Here is a 21,330-nt window from a genome sequence, read left to right on the forward strand (position 1 = left end):
AGCGGCCTGTTTCCGGTTCGGGAACAGGCCGGATTTCAGATGCCATAAAGGGAGGGATTGGTTTGCACGATTGGCTGTCGTTTATCAGCGATGTCGGTTTTCCTATTGTTGTGACACTCTATTTGCTTCACCGGATTGAAGGCAAGCTTGATGACCTAAACCATTCGATTCAAATGATCCCGGTTTATTTGACACAAAAAGAAAATTAATCTCTCTCGATTGATAGCAATCAAACTGTAAAAAGTTTGGTTGCTATATTTTTTTAATGTAATGTAAAAAAATGAAATAATTTATATTTTTCCTTGTTTTACTAATCTCCATATTGGAATGTTCGCTTTGATTTCAGAAAAACCTTTTGATATTAAACCTTTTGTAACAAGGAAATAATCTGTATGTATAGACCTTTACATGTTTTTTTGATAGTATAAATGGCAGACTAAACGAATGGAGTTAGTGGAAGGTGGAAGTTTATCAAAATTTAAAAATGGGTGAACGGGGAGCATGGATCAGCATTGCAGCCTATATTTTGTTGACCGTTGTAAAGATAGCGGTCGGATATTTTTTTCATTCGGAAGCTTTAATGGCTGACGGACTGAACAACGGGACTGATGTAATTGCTTCGATCGCGGTTTTAGTTGGATTAAAAATATCGCAGCGTCCTCCTGACCAAGATCATCACTATGGACATTTTCGGGCAGAAACCATTGCGTCTTTAATTGCATCATTGATTATGGTCATGGTCGGTTTTGAAGTTCTTACTGAAGGAGCAAAATCAATCATAAACCCGAAAACAGAATCACCTGATTTGATCGCGGCATGGACGGCTATCGGCTCTGCAATCGTCATGTTTTCCGTTTATTTATCTAATGTAAGACTTGCGAAAAAAATAAAAAGTCAAGCGCTCACGGCAGCAGCTATGGACAATCGATCCGATGCATATGTTAGTGTCGGAACATTCCTAGGGATTTTGGCGGCGCAATTTCATATCGCATGGATGGACACAGTTGTTGCGATGATCATCGGAGTGCTTATTTGCAAAACTGCTTGGGATATCTTCAAAGAAGCGGTTCATTCCTTAACGGACGGATTTTCAGAGAAGGAGTTAGACAAATATAAAGAAACAATTAACAATATACCCGGGGTTCAATCGCTTGAAGATATTAAAGCCAGATATGTCGGAAGCACCGTATATGTTGATGTTGTCATTAAAGTTCATTCTAATTTAAATGTCGTTGAAAGCCATGCGATTTGTGATGAAGTGGAAAGAAGGCTGACGGAAGAATTTAATATTACGAACGTACATGTGCATATAGAACCTTTAAAAGGCGACAGTTGAAAAAAACGGACTCTTCATTTTTGGAAAGGAAAGTATGAACTGCCGAGAAAGGTGAAAAAAACTAAATTTTCTATTTCCATTTTAGATGCCTCACCACCAGTCTTAGGTGTTCGATTGTAAATTTTTTTTGCTTTTGCTGAGTGCAAAATGCATTGACCTCCCCGTTCTTTTTTTGTACGATTGTATAGATTTCTGGTAAAGGAGCGTCTTTTTAAACATGGGGTCCTTTAAAGTAAAAAAGGTGTTGAATAATAATGTATTAATAGCTGACCACGACACCTTTCAGGAAGTCGTCTTGATTGGAAAAGGAATCGGTTTCGGAAAAAAAAGGGGGGAGCTGATTTCCAACGAAACAGTTGAAAAGATATTTGTGCTGAAAAACGAACAAGAACAGGAACAATATAAAAAACTTCTTCCTTATACAAACGAGAAGATGATAGAAGTTGTTTCAGACTGTATTGTCCACATTTCAAAGAAAGTCGGACTTCCTCTGAATGAACATATTCATATAGCTTTAACAGACCATATTACGTTCGCAATTAAGAGGATCGAGCAGGGGATGGACATCAAAAACCCTTTTTTATCAGAGACTGAAGTGCTTTATCCGAAAGAATATAATATTGCTAGTGAAGTGGTGTCCATTATTGAAGATAAGCTGAAAATCAAGCTGCCAAAAGGTGAGATCGGTTTCATCGCTCTCCACATTCACAGCGCCATAACGCATAAATCAATTTCTGAAGTGAACCGCCATTCTCAGCTTATTAGTCAGTTAATCGAAGTTGCAGAAGATTCCTTAAACATCCAGCTTGATAAAGAAAGCTTTAATTATTTGCGGCTTGTAAGGCATCTTCAGGCAACAATTGAAAGGGTTCTCAAAGAGGAAAAAACGGAAGAACCAGAAGAATTAGCTTTATTGTTGAAAAAAAAATATCCTCTATGCTATAATGTTGCATGGAAAATGATTAAAATGATGCAGCAAGTATTGAAAAAACAAATTGATGAAGCAGAAGCTGTTTATTTAACGATGCATTTATATCGAATAGCAAAAAAAGAATAAATTTTGCGCACGTGTTACTGATTCGATCAGGCATGAGTGAGCAAGGTGTACTGTATAGGGATTTGTTTTCGTACAGTTGACGCCTTGTTTCACCATGCCTTTTTTGTTTTTTCTAAACATCGATTATTCTTGCTGCATTTGTCAAATGATAATTATAAGGAGGTCATGTTATGTTTAAATCAATTTTCGGTGTTTTACAAAAAATAGGACGCGCGCTTATGCTGCCGGTAGCACTTCTTCCTGCAGCAGGTATTTTGCTTGCATTTGGTAATGCTATGCAAAATCCGGATTTAACAGATAGAATTCCTGCTTTAACGAACGACTGGATCGTGCTTATCGCAAGCGTCATGGAGCAAGCTGGGCAAATTGTATTCTCCAACCTGCCGTTGTTATTTGCAGTCGGCGTTGCGATCGGTCTTGCAAACGGCGATGGAGTTGCAGGGATTGCAGCAGTCATCGGCTACTTAATTATGAATGTTACAATGAGCGGTATTTTAACAGGTTTGGGTCAAATGCCTAAAGATATTAGTTCTGATCCAGCGTTTGCAAACGTTCTCGGAATTGAGACTTTGCAAACAGGTGTGTTTGGCGGGATCATAGTAGGTATCATAGCTGCTTATATGTACAACAAATATTATAAAATTGAGCTTCCGCAATATTTAGGATTTTTTGCCGGGAAGCGGTTTGTTCCAATTGTGACAGCTGCGTCCGCTGTTCTATTAGGGATTGCGATGTACTTTATTTGGCCGCCGATCCAAGGGGCATTAAACCAGTTTTCTCAAGGAATACTTGAGACGAACAAAACGCTCGCCGCTTTTATTTTCGGTGTGATTGAACGTTCATTGATTCCGTTTGGATTACATCATATTTTCTATGCTCCTTTTTGGTATGAATTTGGTTCTTATGTAAACGAAGCAGGGCACGTTGTTCGCGGCGATCAGGCCATTTTCTTTGCCCAAATCAAGGACGGTGTGGAATTAACAGCTGGAACGTTTATGACAGGTAAATTTCCGTTTATGATGTTCGGTCTCCCTGCCGCAGCACTCGCTATTTATCACGAAGCCAAACCCGAGAATAAAAAAGTGGTCGCAGGGATTATGGGTTCTGCCGCGTTAACATCGTTTTTAACAGGAATTACAGAACCGATTGAATTCAGCTTTTTGTTTGTAGCACCGCTTTTGTTTGCGATTCATGCGATATTTGCAGGACTATCCTTTATGGTCATGCATATTTTACATGTTAAAATTGGAATGACTTTTTCAGGCGGAGTGATCGACTTTATATTATTTGGCGTCCTTCCGAATCGAACAGCTTGGTGGCTCGTTATCCCAGTTGGGCTTGTATTTGCGGTCATTTACTATTTCGGTTTCCGATTTGCCATCCGAAAATTCAACCTGAAAACTCCTGGACGGGAAGATGCAAGTGTTGAAACGTCTGATGATGAGCAGGAGAGCGAAAAAGCCGGAGATCTTCCATATAACATTTTAGAGGCGCTTGGCGGAAATGAAAATATTCAGCACCTTGATGCATGTATCACAAGGCTGCGCGTATCTGTTCATGATCAAAAGAAAGTTGATAAAGAACGCTTGAAAAAGCTCGGCGCTTCAGGTGTTTTAGAAGTGGGCAACAACATCCAGGCAATTTTTGGCCCTAAATCGGACAATTTAAAAACTCAAATACAAGACATCATGAATGGAAGAACTCCAAGAGCAGAAAAAGTTCATTCTCCAGAGCAGGAAGTTAAAGAACAAGTGGAAAATGTTATGCCGGAAGAATTACAAAGCGAAAGCTTAACATTTTCATCGCCTATGACAGGTACTCTTCATCCGATTACAGAAGTACCGGATCAAGTATTCTCTGGAAAAATGATGGGAGATGGGATTGCTATTGTACCTGAAGAAGGTATCGTCGTCTCTCCTGTTAACGGTAAAGTGTTAAATGTATTTCCAACGAAACATGCTATTAGCTTGCAGTCTGATTCTGGCCATGAAATATTGATCCATTTTGGTATTGATACAGTAAAATTGAAAGGAAAAGGATTTGACATTTTCGTTTCAGAAGGCGATACTGTAAAATTGGGTGACAAACTTCTTGAAGTGGATCTTGAATATGTTAAAAATCATTCTCCTTCTATTATGACGCCGATTGTCTTCACTAATTTAAAAGAAGGTGAAGCAATTGAATTGAAAAAAGTAGGCAAAGTAAACAAGGGCGAAGAAAACATTATTGCCATTCGGTAGCAGTTAGTAAACCGGCCTTGTTTAAATCGGACAAGGCTGGTTTCACAAATAATTGATTATCAGCTTGCACAACTCGACATGCACTGATAAAATTTTTAAAGAAAATAGCAGAAAGGAATTGATGCAAATGGCTGAAAAAACATTCAACATTACCGCTGACACTGGAATTCACGCAAGACCTGCGACTATATTAGTGCAAACGGCAAGCAAATTTGAAGCCGACATTAATTTGGAATACAATGGAAAAACAGTAAACTTAAAATCTATTATGGGAGTTATGTCATTAGGTATTCCAAAAGGAGCAACCATTAAAGTTACAGCATCAGGTGCTGATGAAAATGATGCACTGCAAGCGATTGAAGAGACAATCAAAAAAGAAGGGTTAGGCGAATAATGATACAGCTATCTGGGATTGCAGCATCAAACGGTATCGCTATTGCGAAGGCATACCGTCTAGAAGAACCGGATTTAACCGTATCAAAAAAAGAAATACAAAATATTCGAGCAGAAATTGAGCGTTTTGAACAATCTGTCGAAAGCGCCAAAGCAGAGCTCGAGGTAATTAAAAACAGCACAGAAGAAAGGCTTGGTGCGGATAAAGCAGCGATTTTTGAAGCGCATTTGCTCGTTTTGAACGATCCTGAGCTGTTAAATCCAGTCAAAGAGAAAATCGAAAACGAAGCTGTAAACGCTGAATTTGCGATGAGGGAAACAGCTGATCAATTTATTGCGATGTTCGAAGCGATGGAAAATGAGTATATGCGTGAACGAGCAGCGGATATTCGGGATGTCACGAAAAGGGTTATAGCCCATTTATTAGGCGTTCAAATCCCAAATCCAAGTTTAATTAATGAAGAAGTCATTATTGTTGCAGAAGATTTAACACCCTCTGATACTGCGCAATTAAACAAAAATTTTGTTAAAGCATTTACAACTGATATTGGAGGAAGAACATCCCATTCTGCGATCATGGCTCGTTCTATGGAAATCCCTGCTGTTGTCGGAACAAAGGAAGCTACCGCCAAAATTGAAAACGGTGCTTTAGTCATTGTTGATGGGATTGAAGGACAAGTAATCATAAATCCAAGTGAAGATTGTATTGCCGAATATGAAAAGAAAAAAGAAAAATATGAAGAGCAAAAAGCGGAATGGGCTAAATTAAAAGACGAACCGACGTTGTCGAAGGATGGACATCGTGTCGAGCTTGCCGCTAATATTGGCACGCCTAATGACGTACAAGGTGTTCTTGACAACGGCGGTGAAGGAATAGGTCTCTACCGAACGGAATTTTTATACATGGGACGAGACCAAATGCCTACAGAAGAAGAACAATTTGAGGCATATAAAACAGTTCTTGAGAGAATGGAAGGAAAACCTGTTGTTGTCCGTACATTGGATATCGGCGGGGACAAAGAGCTTCCTTACTTGAATCTTCCAAAGGAGCTGAATCCTTTTCTTGGATTCCGCGCCATCCGCCTTTGTTTAGAAAAGCAAGATATTTTTCGGACACAGCTTAAAGCGCTGCTTCGCGCAAGCAAATATGGAAACTTAAAAATCATGTTTCCAATGATTGCGACAATCGATGAATTCCATCAAGCGAAAGCTATTCTGCTCGAAGAAAAAGAAAAACTTGTTCAAGCAGGTATTGAAGTAGCTGATGATATCGAAGTTGGAATAATGGTTGAAATTCCATCAACTGCTGTTATGGCGGATCAATTTGCCAAAGTGGTTGATTTCTTCAGCATTGGAACAAATGATTTAATTCAATATACAATGGCAGCAGACCGGATGAATGAACGGGTTTCATATTTGTATCAACCGTATAATCCGGCCATCCTTCGATTAATTTCCATTGTGATCGATGCAGCTCATAAGGAAGGAAAATGGGTTGGAATGTGCGGAGAAATGGCAGGAGACCCGATTGCTATACCGCTTCTGCTTGGACTTGGATTAGATGAATTTTCCATGAGCGCAACATCTATTTTGCCTGCGCGTTCACAAATTAAAAAGCTTTCAAAACAGGAAGCAGAAAGCTTTAAAGAAAAAGTTCTTTCTATGCAAACAACGGAAGAAGTCGTTTCTTTTGTTAAAAAAACGTTCCAAATATAAAAGGTACGGAGCCGATCAGTTTAATCTGAATCGGCTCCTTTTTGTGCGCCCGGCATGGGTGTAATCTATAGGGTGAAAGTCCCGAGCTGCGAAGGCAGAAGTAGCAGTTAGCTTAACGCAAGGGTGTCCGTGGTGACGCGGAATCTGAAGGAAGCTGGAGGCAAACTTTAAGGTCTCTCGGAACACGAGCTTCATATGAGGCTAGGTATCACTGGGTGAGTTTGCAAGACAAAACAAAGCTCTTTCTGCCGAAGGTGATACAGAGTAAATGAAGCAGATGGATGGAAGGAAAGATTACACTCTTACCCGGGGAGGTCTGGCTGGCACGCCAAGTAACCTTGGTAACCTATCTAGTGATAGATAGCTGAACAGTCAGAAGTCAGCAGAGGTCATAGTATTAGTTGGTCTAGAACAACTAAGAAGGACCGAACAATTAAGAGAGAATAGCCCTTGGCATTCAGTGAGTCATGATGAACACAGAAAACGTAGTACCTCACTTGAGGAAGGAAGCGGTGAATCCCGTGGGAGACCTCTTGGAGGGTGGAGTGACCACTGGCATAAAGAGAACAGCTATTCACGGAAGTTATAAAGACTTGCGTCAATTATCTTAATTGAACCGCCGTATACGGAACCGTACGTACGGTGGTGTGAGAGGACGGGAGTTAATCGCTCCCTCCTACTCGATTGATGCAAGAACCGATTTATTTACGGAAGGTGAATATAAAAGAATTTCGGCTCTAAGTAAAATGGAGTATGAAAAACGCAGATCATCAGCATTTTTTGATTTTTACATCCGCTTTATTATCCCGATAAAGTCCATCAAAATATAAAAATGATTTGCAGCGAGCGTATAGCTAATTTGATGCAAACGATAGAAAGCAAAACACAGCAGCTGCAGTTCATAAAAAGCTTTTTGTAGTTTGAGCAACTAAAACGACGGGGTATCACGATATAAATTAGGATAAGTTTGCAAATGCAAAAATTTGAAGCCCTCGATATCCGAATCTCTTCTTGTTACTTTCCTCCAATTTGCTAAAACTTTTTTTCTTTTTCACAGCCGGCACCGCTACGGTGGTATCTTTTTTTTAAGAAGAAACACATGCAGCCTATGCTTTTTTTTATGTAAGATCGCTCCCAAAAACAAAGCCAATTGGAAATATGAAAAAGATAATTAGTTTCATTTTGTAAAAAGATAAATCAGATTGCCGATATATACATTAGAAAACGTATAAGTTTTCTTAATTATTTTTATTAAATAAAGATTTATGTAGGAGATGGAACAAATGTTTAAAAAGCTTCAGTGGAAATTGACAGCGCTCATCACCACATTGTTAATTTTTTCACTTTTGGTTGTTTTTTTCACGTCTGATTATTTTGTTCAAAAGAACATTAAATCAGATGCGTTTCATACGGGGCAATCGATTGTTAAGCAAGCGAAAAAGAACCTGCTTTTACAGATGCAGGAATATGAAAGAATTTTGCTGCTTTTCAGCAATGAACCGGAAATCGCACAGCTGCTTGAAAAAAATGACGATCAATCTTTACAGTCCGTAAAGGAAACGTTTCAATCGTTTTTAAGCGCTAATCAATTGGTCCGGTCTGTCTATGTAGCCAACACTAAGACTCTTGTTGCTGCAGAACCTGAGTTAAACTTAAAGGAAGATTTTATAATTAATTCACGCCCTTGGTATAAAAGCGCTGTAACAAGACCAAACTTTGTTTCGTGGTCAGAGCCTTATCGTGATGCGGAAAAAGGAGAATATGTTGTTACCGCCTCAAAGGCCATTACAAAGGATGGGGTGTTGCTTGGCGTTATTGGAATTGATATTAATTTAACAACGTTTAATGAATTTGTTAAGCAAGTGGAAGCTGGCTTTGGAGGGTATACATTCCTGCTTGATAGAAATGGAGTTGCCATCGCTCATCCGAAAATGACCGGAAAAAATTTATATAAAAACAACGGTCTTATGGCACCGATTAAAAACCAAAATCAAGGTATAGCTTCTATAAAAGAAAATGGAAAAGATTCAACCATTATTTTTGAAACGATCACGGAACTAAATTGGAAAATCGGTGTAGTTTATTCGGATGCAAATCTGGAGCAAACAGCCCGCACAATCCGGAGCATTAACGTTTCCATTATTATTGCTGCATTGATTGTGGCATTTTTCATCACTAGTTTTGTTTCGAGAAGCATTTCAAAGCCGATTTTGCTTTTGGCTAAAAACGCCGACAAAATGGCTGAAGGGGATTTATCCGGAACATTAACAGTGAAAAATAAAGATGAAATCGGGAAATTGGCTAATAGCTTTACGAAGATGACCGATAACATCCGACAAATTCTCCTCGATCTGGACGGATCCGTGAAGGAGCTGCAGCAATCTGCTCAAACATTAAACGTGGTTTCGGAAGAAGCTACTGCGTCAAGTGAGGAAATTTCCGTTGCAATTGAGGAAATTGCAAAAGGCTCAGGTGAGCAGGCAAACAGTACGGAAATTATAAACGGACAAATCAAACAATTAGAAGATTGTATTCAACAAGTAAACAATGATGTAAAAAATGTCGAAAATTTATCTTACGAATCACAAAATGCCAGCTATAATGGTTTAGAAAAGCTAAATGAGCTTCAAATAAAATCAAATGAGGCTGACAAAGAATCTGAGATGGTCCAATCCGTACTACAAAATCTTGTAGATCGAGTTGAAAAAATTTCTGATATCGTGTCGACCATTTCCAAAATTTCAGATCAGACGAACTTGCTCGCTTTAAATGCAAGTATTGAAGCAGCAAGAGCAGGTGAATCAGGTAAAGGATTTGCAGTTGTCGCTGAGGAAGTAAGAAACCTTGCTGAACAATCGGCAAAAGCGACAGAAAACATTAAAAATATGATTGAAGGAATCCAAATTGAAACGAAAAATGCCTACGATGCAATGAGGCGTTCGAAGAAAATTCATGAAGAACAAAACAAAGCTGTTCAAGTGACGGGCAATGCGTTTCATGAAATTGCAATTAAAATGGAAGATTTGCTTAATGGCATTAAATCAACATTAAATGCGATCGATCGGATGAATGAGCAAAAAGAAACAGTCGTCGAATCGATTGAAAATATTTCTGCAGTAACCCAGCAGCTAGCTGCCTCTGCGGAAGAAGTCAGTGCAACAACGAACGAGCAGGTCAAAGCATTCTCAATGGTTGCGGAAAAAGCGGAATCGTTAAGCGAAGAAAGCAACCGTTTAAAAGGCTTAGTAGAACGCTTTAAGTTATAAAAAATATGCAGGGGGCTGTCTAATAAGTCGTTTTTTCGGCTTATGACAGGCTCCCTTTTATGTTTTAGAAACGTTGATATATCGATGTTTATGATTTTTTGTTTTTCAATAAGGATTTGACTTTCTGGACAGCCCCTTCTTCATTTTTGATTTAATGCAATTCACCTAGATGAGCAGGCAGGTAAGAAAACCATAACAGTTGATGTCAAGAAAAAGCATGGGTTAAAGCTCCCTTTGAGATTTGAATTTTGGACATACTACTTCGAGAGAAAGAAGACAAGCTTAAACGCTCCTTCGCAAGCCGCCTTTGACAGTGTTGAGCAAACAGAAGAAGCTCTATGCCGTTTAAAAATTCAGAATGGGAGTAAAACGAAAGTTCCCACATTTTGATAAGATCATGATAAGATGAAAGAAAAGGTGAAAGGATGGAATGTCAATGGATTTCGGTTTCAAAGGTAAAACAGCACTTGTTTTGGCATCAAGTCAAGGATTAGGTAAAGCGATTGCAACAAGGCTTGTGGAAGAAGGAGCCGACGTGATGATCACAAGCCGAAATGAAGAAAAGCTAAAAGACGTGGCAAATCAATTAAATGCGCTTGGAAAAGGAAAAGCAGCCTTTATTAAAACAGACATTACTTCAAAAGAGGAAATTAGCAGGCTAGTTAAACAGACAATAAAAGAGTTTGGCAAAATTGATTTACTCGTTAACAACGCTGGCGGTCCCCCTGCAGGAGGGTTTGAGCAAATGACTGATGAAGATTGGCAAAATGCTTTTGAATTAAACTTGCTCAGCTATATCCGTACCATTCGCGAGATTCTTCCGCATATGAAACAAAGAGGAGGGAAAATCGTAAATATTGCCTCTTCTTCCGTGAAGGAGCCGATCCCGGGTTTAATTTTATCCAACACGTTTCGCTTAGGAATTGTGGGGCTGACGAAAACGTTAGCAACAGAATTTGCAAAGTACAATATTTTAATTAACACGGCGTCACCCGGCAGAATTGCAACAGAACGGATTGATCAATTGGAAGAATGGAATGCAGCGAAGCTCGGTATTCCGAAAGAAGAGATCAAGAACAAATATTTGGAAGCGATTCCTCTCAATCGCTACGGAGAACCGAATGAATTTGCGAACTATGTGCTGTTTCTTCTGTCTGACTTGAATACATATATGACTGGACAAACCTTTTTGATTGACGGCGGTTTAGTAAAGTCCATTTAATCGGGTGTGCACTGAAAGCTGAAATGCAAGCGTTTCATAGCAGAACAGCTTCATTACTAAGCCGTATACACTGAAATGGGGAAAGGGTGTACAATATGTCAAAAAAAACAATCGGTTTTATTGGGCTTGGAGTAATGGGAAAAAGCATGGCACGTCATTTGCTTGAAGCGGGTTATCCGCTTGCGGTTTATACCCGGACAAAAGAAAAGGCCGAAGATTTGATCAATCAAGGTGCTGCTTGGAAAGAATCGATCAAAGATCTCGCAAAAGATGCGAATGTTATTATCACGATGGTTGGTTTCCCGAAAGATGTTGAAGAAGTTTATTTTAGTGAAAATGGAATTTTAGCCAATGCCTATCCAGGAGCTATATGTATTGACATGACAACGACAAAACCATCGCTTGCCGAAAAAATATACGAAAAATCAAAGGAAAAAGGCATTTCCTTTTTAGATGCGCCTGTTTCAGGAGGAGATGTCGGCGCAAAAAATGGAACGTTATCGATTATGGTCGGAGGAGATCAAGAGACGTTCGATGAATGTTTTGAAATTTTTGAGAAAATGGGAAAAAATATTGTTTATCAAGGAAAAGCCGGTGCGGGGCAGCATACAAAAATGTGCAACCAAATTGCGATTGCTGCCGGCATCATTAGTGTTTGTGAATCGCTTGCCTACGCTGTTCGGGCGGGGCTGGATCCAGATAAGGTGTTGAAAAGCATTTCCTCCGGGGCAGCTGGAAGCTGGTCTTTGTCGAACTATGCGCCCAGAATGCTTTCGAATCAATTTGAGCCTGGATTTTATGTCAAGCACTTTATAAAAGATATGGACATTGCTTTAGAGGAAGCAAGAAGAATGGAATTAGACGTACCAGGGCTTGAGCTTGCGAGAAGCTTGTATGAAAAACTGGCTGAAATGGGAGAAGAAAATAGCGGAATACATGCATTATATAAGCTGTGGAAAAAATAAAAACGCACATCATTCTTTCAAGTCACACAATTTTAGTCAGCTTCTTCTTTTTCTCAGCAATTAATTTTCAAAAAAAGTGTGGGGGCATATCCCCCACACTTTTTGAACAGTTGAAATGAGTGAACTGTCCGATCTATTATTTTCCAATAAACATTTGTGTCCAGTAATTTCCATTTTTTACGTAACCAACGCCGATATGAGTAAAGTTAGGATTTAAAATGTTTTGTCTGTGGCCAGAGCTGTTCATCCAAGCATTAACAACTTCTTCAGGAGTACGCTGCCCCATTGCAATATTTTCCCCTGCTGTTCTGAAGGAAATGCCGAACTTTTTCATCATGTCAAACGGAGATCCGTAAGTCGGGCTTGTGTGGGAAAAATATTTGTTTCTTTGCATATCTAAAGATTTTTCACGAGCTACCTTGCTTAAAGCTTCATCTAAAACAAGAGGCTTCAAACCTTGTTTTTGCCGCTCAACATTTGTTAGTTCAACTACCTTTTTCTCATATGCATTTACGGATGAAGCGGTTTGTGATTGTTTTGGCGTTTGGTTGTTGGTTGCTTTGTCATTGGCAGATGGTGCTGGCTGAGTTGTTTTTTGAGTAGTTTGGGCTGGTTTTTTCACAGCTTGCTTGTTCGCAGGCTGGTTTGTGTTTCTTTTAATTGCTTCTTTTATAGCATTATTTGCTTCTATGCTTGGATTTTGTAAACAGTTGTTTAATAGATTTTGCAATTCTTTTGAATCAGCTGATTGAATGAGCTGTTTCAATTGATCTTCGTTTATATGATAAGGTCCGAAAGTTTGTACGTAGCTTTTGATTTGAACTGGTTGGTTTTGAATTTCAGCTGCATTGGCATTTGTGCTGGCGCCTGCAGTGAAAATGGCGGCAGCTGCTGCAATAGAAGCAATAATAGATTTCTTCATGCGTTTTCTACCTCCTTGAAATTTGTTCATGTAATTTACGAAACTATCATAACATGCGTTTTTTGTCATATTTTTATCTATTTCTTCCATTGACAAATAATAGATTTTAAGTTTATAAACATTATCATGTAATTGTTGAAATTATAGGGTTCCAACCGAGGGAATATATGATATACTTCCTTCAAGAAGTGACAAAATTAAGCAAAATGTCTATAAATTGATAAGAATTAGGGGTTGACAATCTGTATAGAAAACAAAACTTTGTAATGTATGTTACAATATATTTACAAGTTCATGAGTCGACTGAAACATGATGTATATTAGAAAAGAAAGGAAGATTCCTTCGTGAAAAAAGAAGCGGAAACAACTCCTTCTGAGACAAAACGGCAAAGGAAAGCGAGAATTTTTCGTATCAATTTTTTCTTTTTTATCGTTTTTCTTTTATTTGCCGCACTTGTCGTCCGCCTTGGCATCGTTCAAATTGTTCAGGGTGAAGAATATGCGAAAGAAGTCAGCCGGACAGAAGTGAATGTTGCGCAATATCCTGCACCAAGAGGAAAAATGTTTGACCGAAACGGGAGAATCGTTGTAGACAACAAAAATGTTCCTGCTGTGACCTATACGGTGGAGAAGACGACCAAAACGAAAGACAAGCTGGAAACAGCAAAAAAATTAGCACAGCTGATTGATCTCGACACATCTTTTCTAAGAGAAAGAGATTTGCGGGATTATTGGATAGCCAAAAATCCAAAAAAGGCAGAAAACTTATTGACGGAAAAAGAGAAAAAATTAGAACCTAAGGAAACATATCCACTTCAGGTTGAACGGGTTCCGGAAGAAGAAATTAAAAAAATCGAGAAGGATCCAAAAGAATTGGAGCTTGCCGCTTTATATACGAAATTTTCATCCGGATATGCGTATGAGCCGCAGATTGTCGCAACGAACTTAAGCCAAGAAGAAGTTTCAAGGGTTGCGGAACAGCTGGAAAATCTTCCGGGTGTCGATGTCATCACAGATTGGGAAAGGGTGTACCCTTATGATGACGTATTTAAAACGATTTTAGGGAAAATCTCATCTCCAAAAGAAGGGATACCAGAAGACAATAAATCATTTTTTGTAGCTCGAGGCTATGCCCGAAATGAACGAGTTGGAAAAAGCTATTTGGAGCAGCAATATGAGGATTATCTAAACCCAAGAAAAGCAAAAGTTCAATATATATCTGATAAAGATGGAAATACGATTTCACAAAAGGAAATTGATGACGGCAGAAGAGGATTCGATTTAAAACTTTCCATCGATATCGAACTGCAAAAAAGAATTGAAAAAATTGTTGATCAGCAGATCAAAGCAGCAAGAGGACGTGGAAATTATTTAGTTGACCGCGCTTTCGTTGTCATGATGGATCCGTATAAAGGAGACGTTTTGGCGATGGTCGGACGAATGTACGATTCCGGAGAGATGTTGAACTTTGATTACGGTGCATTTGGGACGCAATATGAAATGGGTTCTACCGTTAAAGGTGCGACAGTTTTAGCAGGATATCAATTTGGTCTGAGACACGGAACCGTCTTTTATGACGCACCAATTCGTTTAAAAGGGACTCCGGAAAAATCTTCTTATCAAAATATGGGGGCTGTATCTGACCTAACAGCGTTGCAAAGAAGTTCAAACGTTTATATGTTCCATATCGCTATGAAAATTGCTGGTATACAATATTATCCGGGAAGAAGTTTTCCAGCTAAAGACGAAGATTTTCAAAAGATGCGGAATTACTATGCCCAATTTGGTTTAGGGGTTCCGACAGGGATTGATCTCCCGCAGGAGTCTGCAGGGCAGCAATCTGATCCTGGAATTGACAGAGGGAAATTGCTTGACCTTGCCATTGGTCAGTTTGATACGTACACACCGCTGCAAATGGCCCAATATGTTTCAACGATTGCAAATGGCGGATACCGTGTCAAGCCGCGGCTTGTAACAGAAATTCTTGAACCGACTGACGATGGGCTCGGACCGATTGCTCAAGAAATGCCGGTAAAAGTGTTAAACCGAATAAACAATACGGAAGAGGATATTCAACGCGTCCAACAAGGCTTTTATCTAGTGACGAATACTCGACGCGGAACAGCTTACGCTCAGTTACATGGATTAAATGTTGCGGGCAAAACCGGAACAGCGGAAACGACTTATTATGGTACGAAGCGCCAATACTGGGGGACAGACGTTTATAATTTAACATTTATCGGCTATTATCCTGCTAAAGATCCGCAGGTTGCTTTCAGTGTTGTCGTCCCTTGGACAAAAAGAACCGGAAGCGAAGATGTGAATAAACGTATAGCGAGAGATATTGTAAAAGCATACATCGATTTACAGAAAGAATACGCCGGAAATTCCAATGCAAAATCAAATGATGACGAGCAATAAAAAATAAATTATATAGAAGGGCCGTCGCTTTTTAACGAGCGATGGCTTTTCTATTAGTTATCGAAAACCATTCATATAAATTGAACGATGCCGCATTCGCATAAAGATTTTTCGATAAACGGTTCGAAATTCGCACATGCCGCAAAAACCGCAAAATAACCGAAAAATCCGCATAAGACAAAAAAAACTAGCCCTTTTTTGGCCAGTATTTTTTAAAATGTTGATACATACATATTTTTTATAGGGAAGGAAATGCAGTGGAAAAAGTCGAAAAAACATTTTAAATATATAAGTTGAATTAAAGATTTACAACTGAACACACAAACGATCGATCGTTTGTTCTGGTTTCTGGTTGATTCGCTGAATAAAGGCTTGGACATTCTTTCTAATTTCTTGCACACTCGAATAGAACACGTTGTAAATCACGTCTGATTTCAGCCATTTCCATAGCCCTTCAATCAAGTTCAATTGCGGACTGTATGGTGGCAAAAAGACGAGCTCTAACCGATCTTCGTGTTCTTTTAAAAATGGCTGAATGAGTTTGGCATGGTGAATTCGAGCGTTATCTAAAATCATCACTATTTTGCCTGTGGGATAGCGTTCTAACACAAGTTGAAGAAATCGAAGAAATGTTTCCGCGTCATAGCGTTCTTCTTCGATGCAAAACACTTCCCCTGTTTCGTAGTTCAACGTGCCAATCAGCTTCAGCCCTTGATGTTTTCCAAACGTCGGAATGATTCGTTGTTTTCCTTTGACAAACCATGTTTTTTGAATCGCTTGGTAATCACGAATCATCGACTCATCTTGAAAGAGGACATGGGCGATGTTCCCATCTACCAGTTTTTTTTTACTTCAGGGAAGGTGATTTCGACGAATTCTTTTTGTTTCTCTTCATCGGCATTGGCTAGTGTATAGGTCGGTTTCGTATAGCTTAGCCCTAACCGATGCAGAATGTCACTTGTTCCGCGAAGCGTGTATGTTGGCCCCCACTTTTGTTGAATGAGTTCAGCGATTATCGCAAGCGTCCAATTATATTTTGCTTCGAATCCCACATCTACGGGGAGCTGATGTTCAATGATCAAAGCCAGCTCTTTTTCCTGCTCAGGGGTCAATCGACGTGGGGCGCCAGGTGAGTATTTCATCTCCAGTCCATCAAGACCGCGCTGGGCGTAGGCATGAATATAGTTATAAATAGTTTTCTTGGATCGACCAATAATCGTTGCGATTTCTCCTTTGGTATATCCCTGCAAATGAAGATAAATCGCTTGGTAGCGTTCATATGCTCGTTTACTTTTTGCTTCTTTCATGGCAGTGGACAACTTTTCGATCTCGTCTTTGTGATTTGGCATCATATTTTCTCTCCGTTCCCCTATTTTCTCTTTGTATTTATTCGCCGTGGAACGGGAGAAAACCTTTATTTCAGTTTATATAGTAAGATTGACACATTTTTAGATGTTTATTTTGTAAAACTATATTAAAATTTTAGGTGGACAAAAAGTAGCAGGTCAATGAGCAAGATAGACTTTTTCTTTCTGGAAAGGGTAGTAATAGGGGGGACAGGGATGAGTCAACAAATACAAAAGGGTGTGCACAATCAAACAGAAATCATTTATTCGGTTATTTCTAATGAAGGCTATTTTGAATACATCTCCTCAAATTGTTTGAAAGTGCTCGGATATAAACAAAAAGAACTAATCGGTTCCAATCTTTCAGAATACTTGCATGTAGAAGATATAAATATATTTGAAAGCTTTTTATATCATGGAGATGATATCTTTCCTTGTTCCTTCCGTTTTTTGCAAAAAAATGGATCCTATATTTGGATGAAAACGTCAGTTGATGTTATATACAATCATTTGAACAAGGATCAAAGAGAATTTGTCTTAAAGTTTGCTGTCACTTTGGCGGATGACAAGATAGATGAAGTTCCCAAAGAAGTAAATCCGATACGTGCTGACGGTGCTCTTGATTTTGTGCACGAGCTTCCGTGCCCGCTCATAATTTCAAAAAAAGGGAAAGTTCAATATGCTAATACGGCTGCTGTTAAGCTGCTTGTGGCGACTAGCAGTGAAGATATTGTTGGAAAAATGGTTTTCCAATTTATTGACAAAATGTTTCACGAATCTGTCCATGAAACGATTGAAAATCTTCACAAAGGAATTGATAGCGGAATTTTAGAACAAATTTGGACATCTTTGGACGGGAACAAGATCTATGTTGAGTTGAAGAGCGTGCTTATATCATATAAAGGCGAACAAGCAGAACTGCTTGTCATTACCGATATTTCATCCAAAAAAATATACCAAAGCATTTTGCAGCAAAGCAGGGAAAAGTATCAAAGGCTGATTCAAAATTCCATCGATACAATTGCAGTGATTCATAATGATAAATGGGTTTTTATGAATGAGTCGGGGATCAAGCTTTTCGGTGCGCAAGATTATCCGGACGTATTGGGCAAAAGCATCTATCATTTTTTACACCCGGAATATCATCAGCATGTCAAAGATCAATTAGATGACATAACGAACGGAAGAACGGAAACAATCGTGACCAAGCAAAGCTGGTATACATATTCGAAAAAAATTGTCCATACCGAAATGGTTTGCATTCCGACAACATATTCTGGCGAACCGGCGGTTCAAATAATTTTACGAGATTTGTCTGAACATAAACATGCGGAAGAATTGATGATTCGCTCTGAAAAGCTTTCTGTTGCAGGGCAGCTGGCAGCAGGTATCGCCCACGAAATACGCAATCCGTTAACAGCAATAAAAGGTTTTTTACAGCTGATGCATGGTGAAATCGAAAAAGATAATCAATATTTTGAAATCATTTTTTCAGAGCTGAATCGAATTGAAATGATTTTGAGTGAATTGCTGATGCTTGCGAAACCGCAAGAAACGGTTTTTGAAAAAGCAAATGTCAAAACAATTTTACGCGAAGTTGTTACACTGCTGGAAACGGAAGCAATATTAAGAAATATTGTGATTGAGAAAAAATTTTCTGATGAGAATCAAGAAGTTGTTTGCGATAAAAACCAATTGAAGCAAGTTTTTATTAATCTCATTAAGAATGCAATTGAAGCAATGCCAAATGGAGGAACAGTGACAATTTCTACTAAATCAGAAAATTTTTCCATTATTATTGAAATAAAAGATGAAGGAGAGGGGATACCGAAAGAGCTGCTAGAAAGATTAGGGGAGCCTTTTTTAACGACAAAAGAAAAAGGAACAGGTCTAGGATTAATGATCACATATAAAATTGTTGAAAATCATAAAGGCACGATCGATGTGTCGAGCAGCGAAAAAGGCACCGTTTTCACAATTAAGTTGCCAAAACAAAGGGAATGTCCAGAAAGTCAAATCGCCATTGAAAATAAAAAATTATAAACACCGATATATCAACGTTTCTAAAACATTAATAGGGGCGTCAATAAGCCGTAAAAACGACTTATTAGACACCCCCTTCTATTTTCTTTTCAGTTGCACAAAATGCTCAAGCCTGTCCAAAGCTTTTTCCAGCTCTTTTGTCGAGTAAGCGTAAGAGATGCGGATAAACCCTTCTCCAAATTTGGAAAAAGCGCTCCCCGGGACGACCGCTACACCAGCCTTCTCAACCAGCTCCAAAGCAAAATCAAAAGAGCTTTGTCCAAATGATTGAATCGAAGGAAACAAATAAAAGGCTCCGCTTGGTTTAACAACCTCAAATCCCATTGCAACGAGACGACCGTATACGTACTCCAATCTTTTTTCATATTCTTTTTTCATTATTTGACCATCATGAAACCCTTCCGTTAAAGCGTTGTAAGCAGCTTTTTGAGAGATCGACGAAGCGCATGAAACATTATATTGATGCACTTTTAACATATGTTTTGTGATATCTTTCGGCGCAAAAAGAAATCCGATCCGCCATCCAGTCATGCTATGCGATTTGGAAAGTCCATTGACGACGATCGTCTGCTCCCGCAAAAAAGAAGCGATCGAGGTATGAGGTGCATCATACGTTAATTCACTGTAAATTTCATCCGCTAAAATAAAAATATCCTTCCCGCGAACGGCATCGGCAATCTCTATCAGCTCCTCTGCAGTGAATGTAACGCCTGTCGGATTGGACGGGTAAGGCAAAATTATGCATCGGGTTTTTTCTGTTATATTTTGTTTAATCAAATCCGCAGTTAATTTAAATTTGTTTTTTGTCGTATCAACATAAACGGGTATTGCTCCGCACAATTGAATAATTGGCTCATACCCCGGATAAACAGGACCTGGCAGCATTACCTCCGTCCCGGGCTCCAAAATCGTTCGAAGCGCTATATCAATCGCCTGGCTGGCCCCGATTGTAACAATCACTTCCGAACCAGGATCATAGGAGAGATGATATTTTTTATGTACAAATTGGCATGCTGCTTCTCTTACATCGATCAATCCAGCATTATGCGTATACGTTGTATAGTTGTTATCAATTGCCTGTTTTGCCGCTTCTTTTATATGTGAAGGCGTTGGGAAGTCAGGCTGACCAATCGTTAGCGAAACGACATCGTCATAGTTGGAAACGATGTTTAAAAAAGCTCGAATGCCGGAAATCGCAATGTTTTTTACATTTTGGTTAATCAAATGTTCCATACAAATCACCTGCTTTAATAAGTGTCGTTTTATATTTTATCATGTTTGTCCCAAGCTTTTATTGGTAAACTAAATTTATGTCCAAAAAAAATTAGAAAGTGTGATGTCTATGATACGAACATTAGTCATTACAACTGATTTGGAAGCTAAATATGATGTGGCATTAAAAGAGATTCGAAAAAAGGAAGTTCTTTGGTACTGGGTCGATTTTTACAAGGCGACGGAAGATGAAATTAGATTGCTAGGGAAATTTTTTCATTTTCATCCTTTGTCCATTGAGGATTGTGTCGAAAATGTTGAACGGCCGAAAATAGATTTTTATGACTCTTATATGTTTGTTGTGTTGCACGGAATTCATCAACAGACGCTTGAACCGGAAGAGCTTGACTTATTTGTAAACGAAAAAGGAATCGTCACATTTCACAAAAATGCCATTCGAGATCTAAACAACATTTGGCTGCGAATCAAAAAAGACGATTCTTTAAAAAAAGGGCCTATGAAAATCATGCATCAATTGACTGATAAGCTCGTTGATGATTTCTTTCCGCCCGTGTACCATTTGGAAGATTTATTAAATCAAATTGAGGAAAACAATAAAAACAAATCGATCAATGAGTTAATGAAAGAGCTTTTTTCCATCAGGTCTCAATTATCAAAAATAAGAAGAACAATCATTCCGATGCGGGATTTGATGTACCGGATCATCTCGTCCAACAGGCTGAACGAAATGAAGGAGGAAGATTTGTATTTTTATGATGTTTATGACCATTTGCTCAAGCTTGTCGAGATGACGGAGGCAAATCGGGAGCTTGCGGCTGATATAAGGGACAGCTATTTATCTTACAACTCAAACCGGATGAATACGATTATGATGACATTGACGGTTATTTCGTCTATTTTTATGCCTCTTACGTTTATCGCAGGAATTTATGGAATGAATTTTGAATATATGCCCGAGCTGAAAATGAAGTATGGCTATTATATTGTATTAGGAGTCATGGCTCTCATCGGAACAGGAATGCTTTATATTTTTTATAAAATGGGTTGGTTCCGGTTTCATAAAGGTCCAAAATTGTAGCGGTCAAAAAATGCGGACAGCTTCGTAAAAAATAGGATGGGTAAGTTTTTGCACATTATAAAAAAGAAACTTGAAGAGTGCAAAATTTAACA

Annotated in this window: 15 protein-coding genes; 12 read left to right on the plus strand and 3 right to left on the minus strand. The window is 38.8% G+C overall.

Annotation, left to right across the window (positions count from 1 at the left end; genetic code table 11):
* The first annotated feature begins 62 nt into the window (after positions 1 to 62).
* The 9 genes from NSQ44_RS06850 (at position 63) to NSQ44_RS06890 (ending at position 12,195) form a co-directional block, all read left to right on the plus strand.
* Positions 63 to 209 (plus strand): YvrJ family protein, encoded by a 147-nt coding sequence (locus NSQ44_RS06850; protein WP_063389342.1) that lies wholly within the window; start codon positions 63 to 65, stop codon positions 207 to 209.
* Between the two features lie 251 nt (positions 210 to 460).
* Positions 461 to 1,336, plus strand: coding sequence for a cation diffusion facilitator family transporter (locus NSQ44_RS06855; protein ID WP_340856164.1), 876 nt, complete (start codon positions 461 to 463; stop codon positions 1,334 to 1,336).
* Positions 1,337 to 1,553: 217 nt separating this feature from the next.
* The gene (gene glcT / locus NSQ44_RS06860) at positions 1,554 to 2,393 is read left to right on the plus strand and encodes a glucose PTS transporter transcription antiterminator GlcT (protein ID WP_340856167.1); all 840 of its coding nucleotides are present in this window, start codon (positions 1,554 to 1,556) and stop codon (positions 2,391 to 2,393) included.
* A gap of 170 nt (positions 2,394 to 2,563) precedes the next feature.
* On the plus strand, positions 2,564 to 4,633 hold the full coding sequence (gene ptsG / locus NSQ44_RS06865) for a glucose-specific PTS transporter subunit IIBC (protein ID WP_340856169.1): 2,070 nt from the start codon (positions 2,564 to 2,566) through the stop codon (positions 4,631 to 4,633).
* Positions 4,634 to 4,760: 127 nt separating this feature from the next.
* Positions 4,761 to 5,027 (plus strand): phosphocarrier protein HPr, encoded by a 267-nt coding sequence (locus NSQ44_RS06870; protein ID WP_063389338.1) that lies wholly within the window; start codon positions 4,761 to 4,763, stop codon positions 5,025 to 5,027.
* A complete protein-coding gene (gene ptsP, locus NSQ44_RS06875; RefSeq protein WP_340856172.1) occupies positions 5,027 to 6,742 on the plus strand; it encodes a phosphoenolpyruvate--protein phosphotransferase in 1,716 nt (571 codons plus the stop codon). Before NSQ44_RS06870 ends, ptsP begins: the two co-directional genes overlap by 1 nt.
* 1,283 nt (positions 6,743 to 8,025) lie before the next feature.
* Positions 8,026 to 10,008: a methyl-accepting chemotaxis protein gene (locus tag NSQ44_RS06880; protein ID WP_340856174.1), complete on the plus strand. Its 1,983-nt coding sequence runs from the start codon at positions 8,026 to 8,028 to the stop codon at positions 10,006 to 10,008.
* 436 nt (positions 10,009 to 10,444) lie between these two features.
* Positions 10,445 to 11,230, plus strand: a complete 786-nt coding sequence (locus tag NSQ44_RS06885) for an SDR family oxidoreductase (protein WP_340856177.1) — start codon at positions 10,445 to 10,447, stop codon at positions 11,228 to 11,230.
* Between the two features lie 95 nt (positions 11,231 to 11,325).
* Positions 11,326 to 12,195, plus strand: a complete 870-nt coding sequence (locus NSQ44_RS06890) for an NAD(P)-dependent oxidoreductase (RefSeq protein WP_340856178.1) — start codon at positions 11,326 to 11,328, stop codon at positions 12,193 to 12,195.
* Positions 12,196 to 12,331: 136 nt separating this feature from the next.
* Here NSQ44_RS06890 and NSQ44_RS06895 read toward each other — a convergent pair whose 3' ends face one another.
* Entirely contained in the window at positions 12,332 to 13,117 is a 786-nt protein-coding gene (locus tag NSQ44_RS06895; protein WP_340856180.1) for a CAP domain-containing protein, read from the minus strand.
* A 345-nt stretch (positions 13,118 to 13,462) separates the two neighbouring features.
* On the opposite strand from NSQ44_RS06895, the gene NSQ44_RS06900 reads away from it, so the two are divergent.
* Positions 13,463 to 15,538 carry a peptidoglycan D,D-transpeptidase FtsI family protein gene (locus NSQ44_RS06900; RefSeq protein WP_063389332.1) on the plus strand — a complete coding sequence of 692 codons (2,076 nt, stop codon included), beginning with the start codon at positions 13,463 to 13,465 and terminating at the stop codon, positions 15,536 to 15,538.
* 306 nt (positions 15,539 to 15,844) lie between these two features.
* Here NSQ44_RS06900 and NSQ44_RS06905 read toward each other — a convergent pair.
* Positions 15,845 to 16,890, minus strand: a protein-coding gene (locus tag NSQ44_RS06905; RefSeq protein ID WP_015374552.1) for an IS630-like element ISBs2 family transposase whose coding sequence is annotated in 2 segments (ribosomal slippage) — positions 15,845 to 16,384 and positions 16,387 to 16,890 — 1,044 coding nt in all. Because the reading frame shifts where the segments join, the coding sequence is not laid out codon by codon here.
* Positions 16,891 to 17,100: 210 nt separating this feature from the next.
* Between NSQ44_RS06905 and NSQ44_RS06910 the strand changes: the two genes are divergently transcribed.
* Positions 17,101 to 18,927 carry a PAS domain S-box protein gene (locus NSQ44_RS06910; RefSeq protein ID WP_340856182.1) on the plus strand — a complete coding sequence of 609 codons (1,827 nt, stop codon included), beginning with the start codon at positions 17,101 to 17,103 and terminating at the stop codon, positions 18,925 to 18,927.
* 78 nt (positions 18,928 to 19,005) lie between these two features.
* Here NSQ44_RS06910 and NSQ44_RS06915 read toward each other — a convergent pair whose 3' ends face one another.
* Entirely contained in the window at positions 19,006 to 20,160 is a 1,155-nt protein-coding gene (locus tag NSQ44_RS06915) for an aminotransferase A (protein WP_340856184.1), read from the minus strand.
* Between the two features lie 109 nt (positions 20,161 to 20,269).
* Here NSQ44_RS06915 and corA point away from each other — a divergent pair, with 109 nt between their 5' ends.
* Positions 20,270 to 21,238 carry a magnesium/cobalt transporter CorA gene (gene corA / locus NSQ44_RS06920; protein WP_198318521.1) on the plus strand — a complete coding sequence of 323 codons (969 nt, stop codon included), beginning with the start codon at positions 20,270 to 20,272 and terminating at the stop codon, positions 21,236 to 21,238.
* Positions 21,239 to 21,330: the final 92 nt, after the last annotated feature.

The sequence above is a fragment of the Aeribacillus sp. FSL M8-0254 genome, assembly GCF_038008845.1.
GTDB classification, from domain to species: domain Bacteria; phylum Bacillota; class Bacilli; order Bacillales; family Aeribacillaceae; genus Aeribacillus; species Aeribacillus composti.

Excerpts from the sequence above, each read along its gene's own strand:
- glcT (WP_340856167.1), top strand. The coding sequence starts at position 1,554 with ATGGGGTCCTTTAAAGTAAAAAAGGTGTTGAATAATAATGTATTAATA.
- ptsG (WP_340856169.1), top strand. The coding sequence starts at position 2,564 with ATGTTTAAATCAATTTTCGGTGTTTTACAAAAAATAGGACGCGCGCTT.
- NSQ44_RS06870 (WP_063389338.1), top strand. The coding sequence starts at position 4,761 with ATGGCTGAAAAAACATTCAACATTACCGCTGACACTGGAATTCACGCA.
- ptsP (WP_340856172.1), top strand. The coding sequence starts at position 5,027 with ATGATACAGCTATCTGGGATTGCAGCATCAAACGGTATCGCTATTGCG.
- NSQ44_RS06880 (WP_340856174.1), top strand. The coding sequence starts at position 8,026 with ATGTTTAAAAAGCTTCAGTGGAAATTGACAGCGCTCATCACCACATTG.
- NSQ44_RS06885 (WP_340856177.1), top strand. The coding sequence starts at position 10,445 with ATGGATTTCGGTTTCAAAGGTAAAACAGCACTTGTTTTGGCATCAAGT.
- NSQ44_RS06890 (WP_340856178.1), top strand. The coding sequence starts at position 11,326 with ATGTCAAAAAAAACAATCGGTTTTATTGGGCTTGGAGTAATGGGAAAA.
- NSQ44_RS06895 (WP_340856180.1), bottom strand. The coding sequence starts at position 13,117 with ATGAAGAAATCTATTATTGCTTCTATTGCAGCAGCTGCCGCCATTTTC.
- NSQ44_RS06910 (WP_340856182.1), top strand. The coding sequence starts at position 17,101 with ATGAGTCAACAAATACAAAAGGGTGTGCACAATCAAACAGAAATCATT.
- NSQ44_RS06915 (WP_340856184.1), bottom strand. The coding sequence starts at position 20,160 with ATGGAACATTTGATTAACCAAAATGTAAAAAACATTGCGATTTCCGGC.
- corA (WP_198318521.1), top strand. The coding sequence starts at position 20,270 with ATGATACGAACATTAGTCATTACAACTGATTTGGAAGCTAAATATGAT.